This is a genomic window from Corallococcus interemptor, assembly GCF_003668875.1.
Classification (GTDB): domain Bacteria; phylum Myxococcota; class Myxococcia; order Myxococcales; family Myxococcaceae; genus Corallococcus; species Corallococcus interemptor.
The window spans coordinates 1-17,413 of record NZ_RAWM01000066.1 but is presented as its reverse complement, the minus strand read 5'-3'; the positions used below and the strand labels follow the sequence as shown (position 1 = coordinate 17,413).

Here is a 17,413-nt window from a genome sequence, read left to right as displayed (position 1 = left end):
AGGGACGGCTCAGGGAGACGCCGGGGACAGCGCCACCCGCTGTCCCACGGCGCCGAACTCCAGCTGCGTCACCTTCGCGCGAGGCGGGCCCAGCGTGGGCAGGATGAACCACGCCGCGCCCCGCAGGGCCTGGGGGTGGCGCAGCGTCGCCCCGGTCTCCAGCACCCGCTCCACGATGCCGTCGGGACCGTGGAAGGTGACGCGCAGCGGCTGCGGCGGACCGAGCGCCCGGACGTAGAAGGCATAGCGCTCCAGGCCATGGCCCAGGCCCCGGGACGCGAAGCCCAGCACCTCCAGGTTCCCCTGCCGCACGGACAGGGGCGTGAGGCCGTCAGGCAGGGGCGCGGGCTGCGGCAGGGGCGCCTCCAGGTCGTAGGCTCGCAGCGCGGCCTGGGGCGGGATGCCGGGCACGGGCGCGTAGGGCTCCGCCAGAGGCGACACGAGATAGGGGTGGTAGCCCCGCTCGCGCGCCAGCGCCACGTCCGGCGCCCGCCGGTACGCCATGCGGCCGCTCCAGAACATGAGGTTGAGGTTCTCGAAGTTGAGCGGGGCGTCGAAGTCCAACGCGGCGAAGAGGACGCTGTTCTTCGGCGTGTGCCGGGACACCGCCAGGCCCACCTCGCGCGTGTGGCTGACGTACAGTTCCTCCAGGTGCTCCGCCTGGTAGCGCGCCTTCTCCACCGGCAGCGTGAGGGCCAGGTGCCACGCGAGCACCGCCGACGCCGCGAAGCCCAGCCCCACGGTCATCCACCCGGGCCGGCGCGCGAGCCGGAAGACGATGGCGGTCAGCACGGCCACGCCCAAGGACAGCACCAGCCCTTCCGCGAGCCCCGGCAGGGTCCGCGTCTGCTCCCACGACGCGGGAAGCGACTCGCGCAGGCGGGTCAGCACGGGCAGGTGCTCGATGGCCAGCGGCGTGGCGAGCCCCGCCAGCAGCACGGCCGCGAGCACCGGGTGGCGCCGCGCGTCCGAGCCCGCGATGGCGAGCGCGGCCATGACAGCGGGCACCGCGCCCCACGCGATGGCCGGGACCTTCACCGTGCCCAGGGACAGCACGAGCCACGTCGCCCCCACCCACAGCGCCAGCCCCACCGTCTCCAGCTCCCGCTTGCGCACGGCGCGCACCAGCAGCCAGCCAAAGGCCATCAGTGGCAGCACGTTCGCGAGCGGCTGGAGGCTCGTGCGGTTGACCTCGTTGAGGACGGCGTCCAGCGGGCGGCGCCAGGGGCCCACGTCCACGGCCGGATCAGGGAAGAGGTGCGCGCGCGTGACGCGCGACTCCAGGTCGTGCAGCTCCGGCCAGCGCCACGCGGAGTACAGGCTCCAGGGCGCCGCCACCACGCCGGCCGCGGCCACCATGGCCACCACCGTGCCTGGCCGGGGTCCCGGACAGAAGCGCAGCCGGCTCAGGGCCCACAGCGTCGCGCCCACGCCCAGCGGCGTCAGCGCGAGCCCCGTCTTGCAAAGAAAGCCCAGCCCCACCACCGCTCCCGCCGCGAGCCCCCAGCGCCAGGAATCCTCCCGGGTCGCGTGGAAGAGCAGCGCCACCGCCAGGGCGTTGCAGCCCGCCAGGGTGCAGTCCGTCACGTCGCCGAAGAAGCGCCCCTGCACCAGCTGCCAGCCGAAGGGCAGCGCCAGGAACCCCATGGCCCCCAGCGTGGCCCACAGCCGGCCCGCGGGCCTGCGCGCGATGAGGTAGATGGCGGCCCCCGCCGCCAGGTGTCCCAGGAGCGAGGCCAGCCGCAGCGCGAGCGGCGTCACGCCCACGACGTGCATCATCAGCGCCCCGAACCAGAACGGGCCCGTGGGCTTGTGCATCCAGACGTTCGCGGCCCACCAGTGCCGGATGTCACTGGGATAGAGCGGGTCCTTGTAGATGTGCGGCGTGAAGAACGTGTCGTGCGTGCCGCGCGCGGCGGCCTGATGCATCGCCTCGTCCCAGTTGTAGATGGCGGGATGGGCCAGGTGCGGCGCCAGCTGCGCGAGCCCCCACAGCAGCAGCGCCACGACAAGCAGGCCGTCGAGCTTCGTCCGGAAGGAGTCTTCTGAGGTGGGGGCGCTCATCGCGAGGGGCGCGAATTGACCATCCGCGCCCTGCGGCCGCAAGCCGCGCTGTCAGCGTCTCCGGAGGAAGGCCAGACACCCCAGCGTCACGCTTGCCATGAGCGACGCGTAGCCCACCAGGGGCCATGCCGTGTCGCCGTCGAGCAGGACGATCCCCGGTTTCGGGCCCCATCCGCCTGCCCCCGGCGCCCCCGCGAGGTGGCGCCGGGACCGGAAGGGATAGCGCGTCCGCTCAGCCCCGGGGCGCGCGATACGCCGGGAAGAAGCCCGTGTCTTCGCGGCCCGCGGACAGGCGGGCGTACAGCGCGGGCTCGCAGATGAGTTCGTGGGTGTGGAGACGGGAGCACAGGTTCGCGAAGCTCCGCTTGAACTGCTCCAACCCGTCCCCCGGCCGCACGCCTCCGCCCAGATGCAGCGGCAATCCCAGCTGCGCGCCGAGCGCCACCAGCGTCTCGTAGATGGTGTTCTTGGCTGGAGAGCGCGCCAGGTGCGCGTCCGCCGTCCCGCCCAGGTAGTAGTGCAGCACGCCGTCGCTGACGACCGCCGCGCCCGAGGAGGCGATGCCGCCCTCCGGCGCAAGCGTCGTCACGAGCCAGGCCATCGGCGAGGCGAACAGGCTCTCGAAGTACGCGTCGGAGAAGAAGTACCGGGCGTGCGCGCCGTCGCGAATCATGGTCTGCCGGTAGACCTCCTTGAAGCCCTCACGCTCCTCCGGTGTCGTCTCTCGCACCGGAGCGCAGGTGCTCACGTAGCCCAGCCGGATGTTGCGCCGCATCTGCCGGCGCGCCTCCGGCGGGAACTGGAGCGCGCGCCGCGAGTCGATGAAGAACACCTCGTTGCGCTGGGTCCCGCCCGCGAAGCAGCGGGGCCCCACCACCCGGTCGCGAATGAAGAGGCTCACGAGCCCGGTGCCCGTCCAGTCCACGGCGTCCTTCGGCACCTCGCTCAAGCCATCCAGCCGCGCGCCGGGATACCCATACGGGGAGATGGCATCCCGGTACGGCGTCCCGTCGATGGGGCGCACGATGAGGGGGACCCCCAGCGAGCGTCCCACCGCGTCCTCGACCCACAACGTATGCGTCGCGCCCTCGGCGCGCAGGTGGTGCGGGGACCGGAAGTAGTCCTCCGACAACGCGGACATCCCCTCATCCGGCAGCAGCACGGCGCGGCAGGGCTTCAGGCCCGGAGACGTCAGTCGCAAGGCCTCGGTGTGGTTCACCATTGGGACGCATCCTTTCCATGAGCAACGCAGGCACGCCGCCCCCCCCCTGCCCCAGCGCGGGGCGCGAAGGCCCTCAGGCGAGGTGTGGCGGGACCGCCGCCCGGGTTTCGGCCTTCCGCTTCCACTGCCGGAAGGCACGCAGCGCGGGCTGCTCGACGCCGTAGGTGATGAGGATGGCCAGCAGGAACCCGGTGACCAGGGCCACCGCGATGGCCGCCTCGGGGCGCCAGGCCGCGGCCTCCAGCCGCCGGATGAGGACGTAACCGATGTTCTGGTGCACCAGGTAGAACGGATAGGAGATGAACCCCATGAAGAGCAGCGGCCGCCAGGTGAGCCACCGCAGCCCGCCCCGGGACAACGCCCAGGCAATGCCCAGCACGACCGGAAACACGGGAGCTGGAGCCTCGCTGCCCACCAGCACCTCGTGCGCGAAGCTGACGGCCACGAGCGTCAGCGCGGCGGGCAGGGAGACCTCTGCGCGGCTGTGCTTGAAGGCCAGCACGCCCAGCGCGAAGTATTGCAGGTGCGGCCGGCTGGCGAGGCGCGAGAGGAACGTCATGCCCAGGGCCTGGGCCGCCAGCTCCGCCAGGGCCTGCAGCACGACGAGCACGATGAAGATGGGGATGACTCTGGGGAGCGCCCGCGCGTACGCGAGCACGAACATCAGCAGGTAGAAGGACAGCTCGATGGTGAGCGTCCAATACACCGTGTCCACGTGCGGGACGCGAAGCAGCTCGTGAAACATGGTCAGGTTGATCAGCGCCGTCTGGAGGCTGAACTCACGCTCCGGCAGCCCGAACAGCGTCACCACCGTGAAGGTGAGCGCCACGGCAGTCCAGTACGACGGATAGAGCCGGACCGCGCGGCTCCAGACGAAGTCCCGGGCCCGTGTGACGCGCTCCAGCGACATCAGGATGACGAAGCCGCTGATGGCGAAGAAGAGCTGGACCCCATACTTGCCGAAGCGCATCTCCCAGAGGGGAACGGAGTGCCCGTACAGGTCGCTGTATTCCGCCGTGAAGTGATACAGCGCGACCGCCACCGCGGCGCAGCCCCGGAGGGCATCCAATTCCACCAGCCTTGGCGGATGCGTCTCTGAAGCAGCAGGAACGTGTGTCATCCGGGCTCAGCCTTCCTGGTCCGCTCCGACTCGCACTTGGGGTAGAGCGAACGGTAGGGGTGTCCCGGCGTTCCCACCATGCCCCCTCCAGTCGCGGGCATGTGTCACGTCTTCCGCAGGCGCTGGCCCCCGCGTTGGAGCGCGGGCGCGTCACATGGATGTGTTTCAACTCCGGGGCGCGCGGTAGGCCGGGAAGAAGTCTCCGGGGGTGTGTCCCGTAGACAGACGGGCGTACACCGCGGGCTCGCAGATGAGCTCATGCGTGTGGAGGCGGGAGCTCGAGTTGGAAAGGCTCCGCTTGAACTGTTCCAGGCTGTCCCCCGGACGCACCCCTCCGCCCAGGTGCAGCGGCACCCCCAGCTGCGTGCACAGCTCCGCCAGCGTCCCAAAGACATTCTTCGCCGGCGAGCGCGACAGGCGCGCATCCACCGTTCCGCCCAGGTAGTAGTGCAACATGCCGTCGCTGCTGACGCACAGCGCGCCAGACGCCACGTCCCCCTCCGGCGCATACGTCGTCACCAGCCAGGCCCACGGCGAGGTGAACAGCTCCTCGAAGTAGGCGTCGGAGAAGAAGTACCGGGGGCTTGCTCCTTCGCGGATCATGGTCTGCCGGTACGCCTCCTTGAAGCCCTCCCGCGCCTTGAGCGGCGCCGCGCGCGCCTCGCATGCGCGGCTCACGAAGCCCAGCCGGAGGTTGCGCCGGATGTGCCGGTAGTGCATCTCCCGGAACTCGACGGGCAGGCGCGGGTCGATGAAGAACACCTCGTTGCGCTCCGTGCCGCCCGCGAAGCACCGGGGGCCCACGACGCGATCCCTCACGAAGATGCTGACGAGCTCCGTCCCCGTCCAGTCCACGGCGTCCTTGGGCACCTCCCAGAGCCCATTCAACGCTCCGCCGGGAAACCCATACGGGGAGATGGCGTCGCGGTAGGGAGTGCCTTCAATGGGCCGCACGATGAGCGGCAGCCGCTGCGAGTTCCCCGCGCCGTCCTCGATGACCAGCGTATGCGTCACCTGCTCGGCGCGCAGGTGGTGTGCGGAGCGGAAGTAGTCCTCCGACAGCGCCAAGGCTCCCTGGTCGGGGACGAGCATGGCCCTCGTTCGCATCATCCGCATGTCCGCGCCCCCTGGTCCCGCCACGTCCACTGCCGCCCTGCTGCTGGCGGCACAAGATGAACCCAGACGCGCACGGTGCCCGCTCGCATGTGTCGTCATGGTTGTATTTCGGTTTGTTACTGGCTTTCCCGTTGCAGGGTAGCCTTCTGGCCCCCTGCGCTGGAGCCGCACCCAGGGACAACGCGGGTGTTGGAATCCGGGCGTCTCCACCGGGCTGCCGCGCCATGCCAGCTGCTACGCTCGGCGGACGCCACCCCGGGAACCCACCACCGATGAAGCGCGTCCTCCTCGTCCTGCTGACCTGCGTCCTGGTGCTCACGGGCGTCCTCGTCGTCCGCACGCTGCGCTTCAGCTCAAGACAGGTGGCGGCCGAACCCGCGGATCCCTTCCCGGTGGATGCCGCCGCGGCCGCGGACCGCCTGGCCCAGGCGCTGCGCCACCGCACCGTCGCGGGTTCCGGCGGCATGGCCGCGGACGACGCCGCCTTCCGGGCGATGCACGCGGGCTTCGTGAAGGCGTTTCCCCGCGTGCACGGACAGCTGACGCATGAGCCCGTGGGCGCGCACGCGCACCTGTACACGTGGCCGGGTTCGGAGCCGGGCCTCGCGCCCGTCCTGCTGATGGGCCACCTGGACGTGGTGCCCGCGGAGGCGGAGGCCACCTGGAGCCACCCGCCCTTCGGCGGGGTCGTGGCGGAGGGCTTCGTCCATGGGCGCGGCGCGCTGGACGACAAGGGCAGCGTGCTGGCCATCCTCGAAGCCGTGGAGGGGCTGCTCGCCGAGGGCTACCGGCCCCGCCGCACGGTGATGCTCGCCTTCGGCGCGGACGAGGAGGTGGGCGGGCACGACGGCGCCGCCCGCGTGGCCACGCTGCTGCGCGAGCGGGGCGTGCGGCTGGAGTCGGTGCTGGACGAGGGCGGCCCCATCGGCGTGGGGCTGGTGCCCGGGGTGGCCGCGCCGGTGGCGCTGGTGGGCGTGGCGGAGAAGGGCTCGGCGCGCGTGGAGCTGGTGGTGCGCAGCGCGGGCGGGCACGCGTCCATGCCGCCCCGGCAGACGGCCGCGAACACCCTCGCCCAGGCCCTGGTGCGGCTGGAGGAGCACCCCTTCCCCGCCGAGCTGCGCGGCGGGACGCGGGCCCTCTTCGAGTACGTGGGGCCGGAGATGGGCTTCGGCATGCGGCTGCTCTTCGCCAACACCTGGCTCTTCGCGCCCATCATCGAAAGACAGATGGCGGCGGCGCCGTCCACGAACGCCAGCATCCGGACCACCTTCGCGGCCACCATGCTGGAGGGCAGCCCCAAGCCCAACGTGATGCCTTCGCGGGCGCGCGCGGTGCTCAACGTCCGGCTGCTCCCGGGTGACAGCCTGGAGGACGTGCGCGTCCACGTGCGCGACGTGGTGGACGACGAACGCGTGGAGCTGGTGGCGGAGGGCGACGAGGCCTCACCGGTGTCGAGCCTGGACACGGAGGGCTGGCGGCAGCTGCAGCGCAGCATCCGGCAGGTGTACCCGGACGTGCTGGTGGCGCCCTTCCTCACCGTGGCGGCCACGGACGCGCGCTACTTCCATCCGCTGAGCGACAGCGTGTACCGCTTCGTGCCGGTGCGGCTGACGCGGGAGGACCTGACGCGGATGCACGGCCGGGACGAACGGCTCTCCGTGGAGGAGCACGCCGCCGCCATCCGGTTCTATGCGCAGTACCTGCGCAACACCACGCGCTGACTTGGGTCGCGCCTCAAGCCGCGACGGTGCGCAGCAGCTCGTCCACGTGGGTGAGGACGACGGTGGGCGAGCGTGAGCGCAGGAGCGCCTCCGTCGCGTAGCCCCACGTCACAGCGGCGGTGGCGATGCCCTCGGCCGCCGCGGCCTCGATGTCGCGCACCTCGTCGCCCACGGAGAGGGCTTCACCGGGACGCACGCCCGCGGCCTTCAGCACCTGCCGGAACTTCGGGCGCTTGCCGAAGAGGCCCGCGCCGCAGGCGTAGTGGCGGATGCGCGCGGCGGCCACCGGCCCCAGCACGCGCCGCACGTTCTCCTCCGAGTTGGAGCTGACCACGGCGAGGATGAGGCCCCGCGCCTCCAGCTGCTCCAGCATCGCCTCCACGCCCGGGAAGACCGGGATGCGGTGCGCGTCACGCGCGATGAGCTTGCGCATGTGGGAAGCGATGAAGGGCAGCTTCCACATGGGTACGCCGAGCCGCGCGATGATGGCCCGGCTGTCCTGCCCGCGCAGCGACTCCAGCTCCTCCGCGCTGACGGTGCGAAAGCCATAGCGCAGGGCCACGTCGTTGAAGACGCCGCGAAACCAGTCCGCGCTGTCCGCGAGCGTCCCGTCGAAGTCGAAGATGATCAGCCGGTATGCCATGGGTGCCTTCAGTTCAGCGTGCCGCAGTCCGCGATGCGTTGCACGCGCAGCGCCGCCAGCCGCGCCAACGGGGCCGCCGCCTCCGGCCCCTCCAGGAGCGCCACCGCGCGGGCGACGGCGTCCAGGGTGGACATGCCGGCGGGATGCGAGGGCTCGCGAAGCATGAGCAAACCGGGCTCCGGCGGAGGCAGCACCAGCCGGGGCAGGGCCCGCAGCTCCGGGAGCCGCTGGGTCATCCGCCGCGCCTGGGACCAGTTCGCGTCCAGCACCACCACCTGCCTGGGAGGGGGCGCGTCCACCGGCGCGGTGGGGCCGTCCGGGAAGAGCAGCCAGGTCCCCGGTTCGCAGAGGACCTCCAGGTCGAAGGTCCCCGCCATGGAGCCGTGGATGAGCAGCCGCGAGTTCGCGAGCGCGAGCGCGGCCACGCCCCCGGTGTTGCTGCGCTTGGACACCTCCATCACGTGCTGGAGGAAGACGAAGCGGGTCCGGGTCTCCACCCGGGGAACCTCCGTGCACAGGCACAGGTGTTTCGCCAGGTTGCAGCGCGAACAGCGGGGAGGACGGGCAGCACGGGGAGGCATCCTCCCGTCATCCTGTGCCGGTCCTCCCCTGAAGAGAAGCGCTTGTTGGACGCGCTCAGCCACCCTGCGTGCGGCACCACGCGATCCGCAGCGCGGCCAGCGCATGGGACGAGTCCACCGTCACGGTGTCTGTCCCGGAGGGCACGGCCGCCAGCTCCCCCAGCGGCGCTTCGAGCGCGGTGACGGCCTGCGTTTTGGGAGTACCGGCCGTCTTGAGGAAGGGCAGTTGGACCGTGAGCTGGGTCGCCTGGCTGCCCCGCTTCTCGGTGCGCACCACCAGGCTGGTCGGGATCGCGCCGCTGACCGTCGCATTGCCGGGGCTGGGGTATCCCCCCGCTGCCCCGGGAGCCTGCACCCGCGCCACGCGGATCATCACGTCCTCCGCTTCCACCGGCACACCGGAGTTCGTCGCCGAGACCCGCCCCAGCGTGCCCGTCTCCGGCAACCGGAGGTCCTGGCCCTCCTGGCCGTCGGGGATGAAGCGGGCCTCCAGCGGGGTGGTGACCGACAGGGCGTCCTTCAGGGGCGTGCCCAGAACCGGCGCGCCATGGACGGACACCGGAGGCGCCACGACGTACTCCTGTTCGTGCCAGCCATTGTCGCTGCCGGACGCGCCCCGGCCGCCCGCGGGGGTGTTGCGGAGCACGACGCCGAGCAGGACGCCCGTGTCGTCCAGCGTCCAGGCCGGGACGCCTTGATGGTAGATGCCTCCCACCGGCTGGCTGCCCTGCTGGAGGCAGGGAATCACGTAGTCATGGGTGGCGACGAAGGTCGGGCCGGGCCAGTTGGGCACGGGCAGGACGTCCTGCTGGTAGTGCGGCGTGCCGTAGCTGAGCGTCGTGGGCGCCGTCCCGTTCGGGTCCACCATGGGGAACGCCACCGCGACCGACCTTCCGGCGGGCGCCGCGCCCGTGAGCTTCATCCGCAGGAAGCGCTCGCCCACCACCAGCGAGTACTCCAGCGTGAACCGGTGGCCGCTGTTCTGCTCCGTCACCTCCGCCAGCAGGCGGTAGCGGTACGGCCCCTGCTCCAGCCACCGCGCCTCTCCTCCCTCGAACGTCGCGGAGGTGTCGTGGCTGAACGTGCCATACGCAGGCGGATTGGTGGAGCCATACGGCTCATTGCCGAACTGATAGATGTTGCCGGAGTCCGTGTAGAACCGAAGCTCATTGCCCACGCATTGGGAGGCGAAGAGGCTGGCGCCGTCCTTCCCATACGAGAACTGGCTGATGCCCCACCCGTCCGCCTTGGAGAGGGTGACGCGGATCCACTCGTTCTCGAGGATCGCCGTGTCCCCCACGGGAGGATTCGAGACAGCCACGCGTCCCGGAGGCGTCTGGGTGGAGAGGGAGACCGTCTCGTAGCCCGCGCTGGGGGGCGCCGCCATGAAGAGCAGGTTCCCGTTCGCGGTCCGCTGGATGGGCAGCAACCCGTCGCGGGTCCTCACGCTCTTCACTGCATCGAAGCGCGGGTCCGCCGCGGGAGGCGTGAGCTCCGCCAGCAGTCCGTGGACCCGCTTGAACCCGAGCGTGTTGCACACGACGACCGGCAGCTCCTGCGACCGCGGCTTCGGCGAGATGCCCCGCGCAAGCAACTCCATGCCCTGGTCCAGGGCGGCCCTCGCCACGGAGACACCCTGCCGGCTCAGCGGCAGCTGCTCGCCGTAATACACGTTGTCCGGAGACGTGCCCGTCACGAAGTCGTGATGGGAGCTGGGGGCCAGCACCTCCCAGCCATTCCAGATGCTGGCGTCGAACGCATCCAGCGAGGAGGTGGCATAGCCGCTGCTGGTGCGCAGCAGCGCGCTGACGACCTCCGCGGACATCAACGCGCGCACCGCGACGTACTGGTTGCGCTTCAGCGCCGGGCGGCTGGCGAAGTACCCCGTCCAGTAGTTCTGCGCGTTGAGCGGCGCGTTCACGGGGAGCGAGGCGCCGCTCTTCAAGACGGCATCCATGTATGTCTTGAACGTCCCCGTGGTTCCCTTGACGCCGTTGCTGTTGCCGTAGCTGCTGTTGTAGCCGTTCGTCACGTTCAACCAGCTCATCGGCTCTCCCGACGAGGACATGGCACCGGGCGTGGCGAAGTCGATGCCCGCGGGGATGAAGCGAAGGCCGTTGGGCCAGCCCGAGTTGTACTGTTTGACGAACTGGTTCACCGTCTGGGTATTGCTGGGGATGTCGTCCGCGTCCAGGTAGCCCACCGTGCCGTAGGTGTCGGGCATGAAGAGCGTGGTGATGCGGGAGCCGTCCCCCGCCTGCCAGTGGAAGACCAGGCCGTCGGTGTTCAGCTGCGACGCGATGGAGGGCCCGGGCGGGTCGATGGGCCTGGCCCCCGGCGACCCCTGCGGCGAGCCGGGCACGCGGGAGATTCCAGCCGTGGTGAGGCCCATGGCGTGGAGCACCACCGGAAGCTGCGGGTCATGCCCGAAGTCATCCGGGAGCCACGCCGAGTCATACAGGTTGGCCCCGAGCCCTGCCTGCTTCGCCCAGGTGCGTCCCACCAGGTAGTTGCGGATGAAGAGCTCGCCCGCGCAGACGAGGTTGTCCGGCGACGTGATGCCGCCGCCCATCAGGCAGAAGTCCTCCCCCGCCGCCGCGAAGGTCGCGATGCCTGACGGGTTTTCCCGCGCGTAGCGCTGGAGGAAGCCCACCTCCGTGACGGAGAAGGTGAAGCCAATCCGCCGGGAGAAGAGCGCGGCCGCGGCATTGAAGATGTTCTGGACCGTGTCGCGGCCAGAAGAGCCGCCCGTCGCCTGGTTGTTGGAGGCGTAGTACTGGTCGAACGTGTAGACCCAATCCCAGTCAATGTGCGTGGTCGGGCAGATGAGGATGCCCTGGGTGAACGGCGTCTTGGCGGTCATGGGGGCTCTCTTCCGATGCGAGGGGATGCCCCAATCCCTACGCAAGCCGGATGCCACGGTGCGCTCGCCCCTGGCGGGCCCAGCACTGGCCCTGGCGCCGCGTCACCTCAACAAGCGCCTGCGTCAGCACGGAACGCGCGGCTGCTCACTTCGCCCCGGCGCGCCTGAGGATCACCGCTCGCGCATCCACGTTGAGGACCTGGGTGCCGCTGGGGAGCGTGACGAAGGGCACGTCCCAATGACAGTGGCCGCAGACGACGAGCAGCCGGCTCCAGGGTTCCACCGCCTCGCGGATGATGGGGTTGCCGCGCAGCCCCGGAGCATCCGGGCCCTCGTGGAGGACCAGCACCTCGGGTTCCTGGAGCAGCACCATCTCAATCCGCTCCAGCTGGGCGGACTGCTCGCGCCGGTTGAGCTTGTCCGGGCGCCCGATGATGTAGCTCACCCCGCCCACCGACAGTCCGTCCGGCGCGACGACGCCGCCGTCCAGCAGCTCGCGCCCGGGTTGGCGGAAGAAGCGCTCCAGTTCCAGGCCCCGCCCGAAGGTGTCGTGATTCCCGGCCACGCCGACGACCCAGCGGAAGTTCCGGGTGAAGGCGGTCCAGACGCTGCGCACGTCACCGGAGGCGCCGCGCTCATCCGCGGTGGCGTTGGAGAAGAGGTCTCCGGCCAGGATGATGCCGGTGCGGCTCGCGGGAGGCAGGTCGCCCGCCTCGCCCATCATCGCCAGCTCGTCGGCCAGGACCTCTCCCAAGAGCGCCGCCGCGCCGTCCTGCAGGGCATGTGGCGCCATGCCCTGGAGGTCCGAGAGCGCGATGACCGCGTCCAAGTCCTCCGGAAGGGCATCCACCCAACCGCAGAGCAAGGGCAGCCGCTCCGGGCGGCTTCCACCGCGCGGCGCCGCGTTCAGGTACCACCATTCATGAAGGGGCTTCTCTTCGACAGACAGGATTCGCATGCGCCCCGGACGCGGCGTGCCCGAGGGGCTGACAGGCTCAGCGCCAGGTGGCTTGCACATGGGCCACCTGGCGCGAGTGGCGCGTCAGGCCTTGGCGCCCTTCGGGGCCTCGTGCTCGTCACGGCCGTGCGCGGAGGACACGGGGCTGGTCGCCTCCACGGCGGAGAAGGTCTCCAGGACCTTGTACGTGTGGCTGGCCCCGCGCGGCACGAGCCAGGAGTCACCCGGGTTCAGCAGGATGATCTGTCCCTCCAGGTGCAGCTCCGCGCGCCCCTTGAGCACGAAGCCCACGGTCTCGTAGTCGCGCGTGCTGGCGGGCTTGGCCTCGGCGGGCGGCTCGTCCTCCCAGAGGCGCATGGCCACGCGGACGCCGGATGCGAGGTACTTCTGGCCCATCTCCCCCTTGGGGGAATGGCGGCTCTCGACCTTCTTCACGCTGGTGTCGCCCATGTTCGCCTCTCCTTGGGGGGCGGCGTCCGGCGCCGCGCTCCTCCTGGGAGAAGGTAGGGAAGACCCCGGGCCGTGGCGGACCGCGTCGGGATGGCCGCTCGCCCGCCCTGCGTCCGGAAAGACGAAAGCCCAGCCTCCGTTGGGGAGACTGGGCTTCGAAGACTCACCTCAAGGGGTGAGTCGAAGGTTCAGCTGGCTCAGGCCGCGCGAACGTTCTGCGCCTGCAGGCCCTTGGGGCCCTTGGTGACTTCGAACTCCACCTTCTGGCCTTCAGCCAGGGTGCGGAAGCCATCCATGTTGATCGCAGTGTGGTGGCAGAAAACGTCTTCGCCATTGTCCTGCGCGATGAAGCCGAAACCCTTCGCGTCGTTGAACCACTTCACGGTACCAGTTGCCATTGTGAGTCTCTTCTCTTTCTCTGCTCTGTACAGGTGACAGGCTCGCGCCTTCCACCGGTGCCGGAACGAACACCGCCCCGGCACGCCGGGCACTCTACCCACTTCCAGCGGGAACTCCACTCCTGAGGGTGGAATCCCACCGACAGTCGTCCTCCACCCGACACAGCGGCTGGAGTCGAGGCCCGGCATTGGAACATCCCATGCCCCGCGGGGCATTCCGGAGGCCTTCACACTTCTTCACCGCCCCCGGAACCAGGCTTCACACCCGCCTTCTACCTTGAGCTCCGTCAGAAACGACGCGGGTCCACCCAAGCGGGTGCCCGCCTGCTTCCTGGAGCCAAGCCCATGTTCGGATTCATTTTCGGTACCGCCTGCCTCGCCGGTCTCTTCGCCACCCTGCGCCGGGGGCGCCACGGCCACTACGGCCACCACCGGGGAGGCCGCTTCGGCATGCGCCCCCGGCTGCGCTGGCTCTTCGAGCGGCTGGAGACGTCCCCCGGCCAGGAGAAGGTCATCGTGAAGGCCGTGGAGAACGTGCGCGAGGCCTGCGCCAAGGTGAAGGACCAGTGGGGCCCCAGCCGCACGTCGCTCGCGGGCTCGCTGCGCGGAGAGCACTTCGACGGCGCCATGCTCCGCGAGCTGTTCACCCGCCACGACGTGGCCCTGGAGACGCTGCGCAACGCGGTGCAGGACGCCCTGTCCCAGGTGCACGAGGCGCTGGAGCCCAACCAGCGCCGCGAGCTCGCGGACATCATCGAGCACGGCTGGGGCCAAGGCTGGCGCGGCGGGGGCCGGGGCTGGCACGGGCGTCACTGCGGCGGGTACGGCCGCTGGGGTGGCCGTCCCCACAACGATGACGGCCCCGCGTCCTTCGTCTGAACCCCCTGCCCTCTTCTCTCTGGAGATCTGCCCATGCGCCACCGTCTGCTCGTCGTCCTCCTCGCCGCGGGTGCCCTCGGAGGCTATGCCTCCGGCTTCGCGAGCCTCGCCCGCCACCACCGCTCCGCCTGCCACCGGGGAGACTGGGGCGGCCCCGCCTACCGCAACGGGATGCCTCCGTACTGGGACTGGCACGGGCAGAGGCCGCAGGGCACCGCGGGCACCGCCGACGCGCCGGGAGCACGTTAGGATTCGCCCCCGCCCATGCCCACCCGCGTCCTGCTCATCGATGACGACACCCGGATGTTCGAACTGCTCGCGGAGTACCTCGGGCAGAACGGCATTGCCGTCAGCCACGCGCCCGACGGTGGCCGGGGGCTGGCGGCGCTGGAGGCGAACGCCTTCGACGCCGTGCTCCTGGACGTGATGATGCCGGGCATGGACGGCCTGGAGGTGTGCAAGCGCATCCGGGCGAAGAGCCGCATCCCCGTGCTGATGCTCACCGCCAAGGGCGACGAGACGGACCGCGTGGTGGGGCTGGAGCTGGGCGCGGATGACTACCTTCCCAAGCCCTTCGGCCCGCGCGAGCTGCTCGCCCGCCTGCGCGCGGTGCTGCGGCGGGCGCAGCCGGCGGCGGTGGCGGACCGCATCGAGTCGAGCGGGGTCTCCATCGACGTGTCCGGGCGCGAGGTGAAGGTGGAGGGGCGGTCCGTGGAGCTGACGGGCCTGGAGTTCGACCTGCTGCTCGCGCTGGTGCGGCGCGCGGGCCGGGTGATTCCCCGCGACGCGCTCTTGGGCGAGGCGGGACGCAACGACACGGTGGTGAGCGAGCGCACGGTGGACGTGCACATCTCCCACCTGCGCCAGAAGCTGGGGGACGTGGGCACGCGCCTCATCAAGACGGTGCGCGGCGTGGGCTACGTCTTCGCCAAGGAGGGCACCTGATGGGCTGGGGCCACCGCCACTGGCCTCCGGAAGGAGACCCCTGCGCGCCGGGACTGAGGCGGGGCTTCGGCCGCCACGCGCGAGAGCACCACCGGCGCAAGTTCCACCTGGGCCGGCTGGGCTCCTACGTGCAGGAGCGGCTGCGGCGGCGCCTGTTCGTCATGTTCGGGCTCACCATCCTGGTGACGGTGCTGGTGGTGTCGTGGGTGATGAACCTCACCGGCGGCAACAGCTGGCGGCAGGAGACGGAGCGCGTCCGCGCGTTCGTGGGGCACCGCTTCGCGGAGGTGTGGGACAGGCCCGCCGAGCGCGAGTCCCTGGTGCGCAGCATCTCCGACGACCTGGACGTGGACGTCGTGCTGACGGACCTGTCCGGCGCGGCGGTGGCGCGGGGCGGCGCTCCTTGCGCGAAGCCGGACGCGAGCATCCCGGTGATGCGGGACGACACGCAGCTGGGCACGCTGCAGGCCTGCTACCTGCAGAACCGCTCGCGAGGCCCGTGGCGCGCCGTGCTGCCGCTGGGCATCGCGGTGCTGGTGCTGTGGACGGCGGCGGGCGGCATCTCCTTCCGGCTGGCACGGCCGGTGGACACGCTGGTGAAGGCCACCCAGGCGCTGGGCGAGGGCCAGCTGGGCACGCGCGCGAGCCTGGACCGCCACCTCACCGGAGACTTCGCGGTGCTCGCCGAGTCCTTCAACGACATGGCCGCGCGCATCGAGAAGCAGCTGGCGGATCAGCGCGAGCTGCTGGCGGCGGTGTCCCACGAGCTGCGCACGCCGCTGGCGCGCCTGCGGGTGCTGACGGAGCTGTTGCGCGACGGCGGAGGCAACCCGCGCACGTTGGACCAGGTGGACCGCGAGGTGGTGGAGCTGGACGCGCTGGTGGGCGAGCTTCTGGCCAGCTCGCGCCTGGACTTCGGACAGCTGACGCCCAAGGCGCTGGAGGCAGGCGTGCTGGCGGCGCAGGCACTGGAGCGCGTGGGGCTGTCCGCGACGCTGCTTCAGCCGGAGACGGACGACGTGGCGCTGATGGCGGACGCGACGCTGCTGGGCCGCGCGCTGGTGAACCTGCTCGACAACGCGCGCAAGCACGGCGTGGGCGTGGAGTCGCTGCGCATCCAGGAGCACGGGAAGGAGCACCTGGCCTTCAGCGTGGAGGACCGGGGGCCGGGGCTCCTGCCCGGCGAGGAGCAGCGCATCTTCCAGCCGTTCTACCGGAAGGACCGGGGCGGCGAGGCGCGCGAGGCAGGGTCGCTGGGGCTGGGGCTCGCGCTGGTGCAGCGCATTGCCCGGGCCCACGGCGGGGAGACGTTCGCGGAGAACCGGCCCCATGGAGGCGCGCGCGTGGGCTTCACGGTGCGCAAGGCCGGGCCTCCGGGCGTGCCGGGGTGAAGGGGCCGCGCTTGCAGCCCCTCCCCCGCTACCTGACTACTGCTTCGCCTGCGCGTCCGTCGCGGCGAAGGCGAACGTCGCCTCCGCGGGCGCGCCGTCCTTCACGGTGACCTCCGCCGTCTTGGTGCCCAGCGTCTCGTGCCACGCCTCCAGCGTGTACGTGCCCGCGGGCAGGCCCGTCAGCGTGAAGGAGCCGTCCGCGCCGGTGGTGGTGAAGTACGGGTTGGCGTTGCTCACCACGTAGGCCGTCATCCACGGGTGCACGTCGCACTTGAGGCGCAGCACCTCCGCGTCCGCCGGCAGCGGCTTCTGCACCGGCGCGCCGGACGGCGGCTGCGCCACGTTGAACAGGGGCCGCGTGCCCACCACGCCGCGCACGTTGTGCAGCGTGCCGTCGCTGTTCTTGAACACCACCTGCTGGCCCGCCACCGCGCCCTGCACGCGCGGCACGTAGGTGCACTTGGACTGGTCCACCACCACCGGCTCGGACGGCGGCGCGGACGGCGCGCCCGCGACGGGGCCCTTCACGCGCACCAGCACGTTCTGGAGCTTGCCGTCCTTCACCAGCACGGACTGCTCCTTCTCCGGCCGCCCGTCACACGCCGGGTCGGCGCTGGGCGCCAGGTCCGCCATCGCCGGCGGCGTGCCGGTGAAGGACACCGTGCCCTTCACCACGCCGTTGCCCGCCGGAGCCGCCGGGGCCGCCGCCTCGCCCGTCCCCGCTCCCGCCGTGGGGGCCGGAGGCGTGGCCTCCCGGGTGGGGGCCGCCGCGGCGGGCGCGGGCGCCTCCTCCTTCTTGCACGCGGGCAGGGCCAGCAGCCCCGCGACACCGACCATCGACAAGCCAAACAGGCGCAGCTTCATGAGGCGGTCTCCTCTGGAGGATTCTTCCGTGATGCGGTGCCCGCCGTCGTAGTGGAAGGCACCGGGCAAGTCCAACAACCCCCAGGCAACCCTGGGCCCGCGCGAACTACTCGCGGCGGCTCACGCTGAACGCGGCCAGCCCCACGAACACCGTTGCGAACGCCAGGAGCGCGGGCACCTCCCACCCCACCGTCGCCC

Annotated in this window: 16 protein-coding genes; 5 read left to right on the top strand and 11 right to left on the bottom strand. The window is 71.1% G+C overall.

Annotated features, from left to right (window positions below; all coding sequences use genetic code 11):
- Window positions 1–9: 9 nt before the first annotated feature.
- The 4 genes from D7X96_RS41530 to D7X96_RS22755 form a co-directional block, all read right to left on the bottom strand.
- Window positions 10–2,064 (bottom strand): ArnT family glycosyltransferase, encoded by a 2,055-nt coding sequence (locus tag D7X96_RS41530; protein WP_121770695.1) that lies wholly within the window; start codon window positions 2,062–2,064, stop codon window positions 10–12.
- A gap of 232 nt (window positions 2,065–2,296) precedes the next feature.
- On the bottom strand, window positions 2,297–3,286 hold the full coding sequence (locus D7X96_RS22765; protein ID WP_121770694.1) for a GNAT family N-acetyltransferase: 990 nt from the start codon (window positions 3,284–3,286) through the stop codon (window positions 2,297–2,299).
- A gap of 73 nt (window positions 3,287–3,359) precedes the next feature.
- Complete coding sequence (locus D7X96_RS22760) at window positions 3,360–4,406, bottom strand: acyltransferase family protein (protein ID WP_121770693.1); 1,047 nt, start codon at window positions 4,404–4,406, stop codon at window positions 3,360–3,362.
- A 165-nt stretch (window positions 4,407–4,571) separates the two neighbouring features.
- Window positions 4,572–5,498, bottom strand: a complete 927-nt coding sequence (locus tag D7X96_RS22755) for a GNAT family N-acetyltransferase (RefSeq protein ID WP_244219685.1) — start codon at window positions 5,496–5,498, stop codon at window positions 4,572–4,574.
- Between the two features lie 296 nt (window positions 5,499–5,794).
- Here D7X96_RS22755 and D7X96_RS22750 point away from each other — a divergent pair, with 296 nt between their 5' ends.
- A complete protein-coding gene (locus tag D7X96_RS22750; protein WP_120549123.1) occupies window positions 5,795–7,243 on the top strand; it encodes a M20 family peptidase in 1,449 nt (482 codons plus the stop codon).
- A 13-nt stretch (window positions 7,244–7,256) separates the two neighbouring features.
- Here D7X96_RS22750 and D7X96_RS22745 read toward each other — a convergent pair whose 3' ends face one another.
- The 6 genes from D7X96_RS22745 to D7X96_RS22720 all read right to left on the bottom strand — a co-directional run bounded on the left by D7X96_RS22745 (window position 7,257) and on the right by D7X96_RS22720 (window position 13,136).
- On the bottom strand, window positions 7,257–7,886 hold the full coding sequence (locus tag D7X96_RS22745) for an HAD hydrolase-like protein (RefSeq protein WP_120549124.1): 630 nt from the start codon (window positions 7,884–7,886) through the stop codon (window positions 7,257–7,259).
- Window positions 7,887–7,894: 8 nt separating this feature from the next.
- Window positions 7,895–8,467: a tRNA-uridine aminocarboxypropyltransferase gene (locus D7X96_RS22740; protein WP_120549125.1), complete on the bottom strand. Its 573-nt coding sequence runs from the start codon at window positions 8,465–8,467 to the stop codon at window positions 7,895–7,897.
- A 55-nt stretch (window positions 8,468–8,522) separates the two neighbouring features.
- Window positions 8,523–11,330, bottom strand: coding sequence for a glycoside hydrolase family 38 N-terminal domain-containing protein (locus tag D7X96_RS22735; protein WP_121770691.1), 2,808 nt, complete (start codon window positions 11,328–11,330; stop codon window positions 8,523–8,525).
- Window positions 11,331–11,475: 145 nt separating this feature from the next.
- A complete protein-coding gene (locus D7X96_RS22730) occupies window positions 11,476–12,288 on the bottom strand; it encodes a metallophosphoesterase family protein (protein ID WP_244219684.1) in 813 nt (270 codons plus the stop codon).
- Between the two features lie 84 nt (window positions 12,289–12,372).
- Window positions 12,373–12,738 (bottom strand): cupin domain-containing protein, encoded by a 366-nt coding sequence (locus D7X96_RS22725; RefSeq protein ID WP_120549128.1) that lies wholly within the window; start codon window positions 12,736–12,738, stop codon window positions 12,373–12,375.
- Between the two features lie 197 nt (window positions 12,739–12,935).
- Complete coding sequence (locus D7X96_RS22720; RefSeq protein ID WP_014395088.1) at window positions 12,936–13,136, bottom strand: cold-shock protein; 201 nt, start codon at window positions 13,134–13,136, stop codon at window positions 12,936–12,938.
- A gap of 345 nt (window positions 13,137–13,481) precedes the next feature.
- Between D7X96_RS22720 and D7X96_RS22715 the strand changes: the two genes are divergently transcribed.
- Genes D7X96_RS22715 through D7X96_RS41525 form a run of 4 tightly spaced genes read left to right on the top strand, consistent with a single transcriptional unit; the run spans window position 13,482 to window position 16,351 of the window.
- A complete protein-coding gene (locus D7X96_RS22715; RefSeq protein WP_121770689.1) occupies window positions 13,482–14,015 on the top strand; it encodes a periplasmic heavy metal sensor in 534 nt (177 codons plus the stop codon).
- Window positions 14,016–14,048: 33 nt separating this feature from the next.
- Window positions 14,049–14,264: a hypothetical protein gene (locus D7X96_RS22710; protein ID WP_121770688.1), complete on the top strand. Its 216-nt coding sequence runs from the start codon at window positions 14,049–14,051 to the stop codon at window positions 14,262–14,264.
- A gap of 15 nt (window positions 14,265–14,279) precedes the next feature.
- Window positions 14,280–14,960 (top strand): response regulator transcription factor, encoded by a 681-nt coding sequence (locus tag D7X96_RS22705; RefSeq protein WP_121770687.1) that lies wholly within the window; start codon window positions 14,280–14,282, stop codon window positions 14,958–14,960.
- Window positions 14,960–16,351, top strand: a complete 1,392-nt coding sequence (locus tag D7X96_RS41525) for a HAMP domain-containing sensor histidine kinase (RefSeq protein ID WP_121770686.1) — start codon at window positions 14,960–14,962, stop codon at window positions 16,349–16,351. The genes D7X96_RS22705 and D7X96_RS41525 overlap by 1 nt, the downstream gene beginning before the upstream one ends.
- Window positions 16,352–16,387: 36 nt before the next feature.
- Here the strand turns inward: D7X96_RS41525 and D7X96_RS22695 are convergent, their stop codons facing one another.
- Window positions 16,388–17,215 carry a carboxypeptidase regulatory-like domain-containing protein gene (locus D7X96_RS22695; RefSeq protein WP_121770710.1) on the bottom strand — a complete coding sequence of 276 codons (828 nt, stop codon included), beginning with the start codon at window positions 17,213–17,215 and terminating at the stop codon, window positions 16,388–16,390.
- Window positions 17,216–17,413 lie beyond the last annotated feature (198 nt).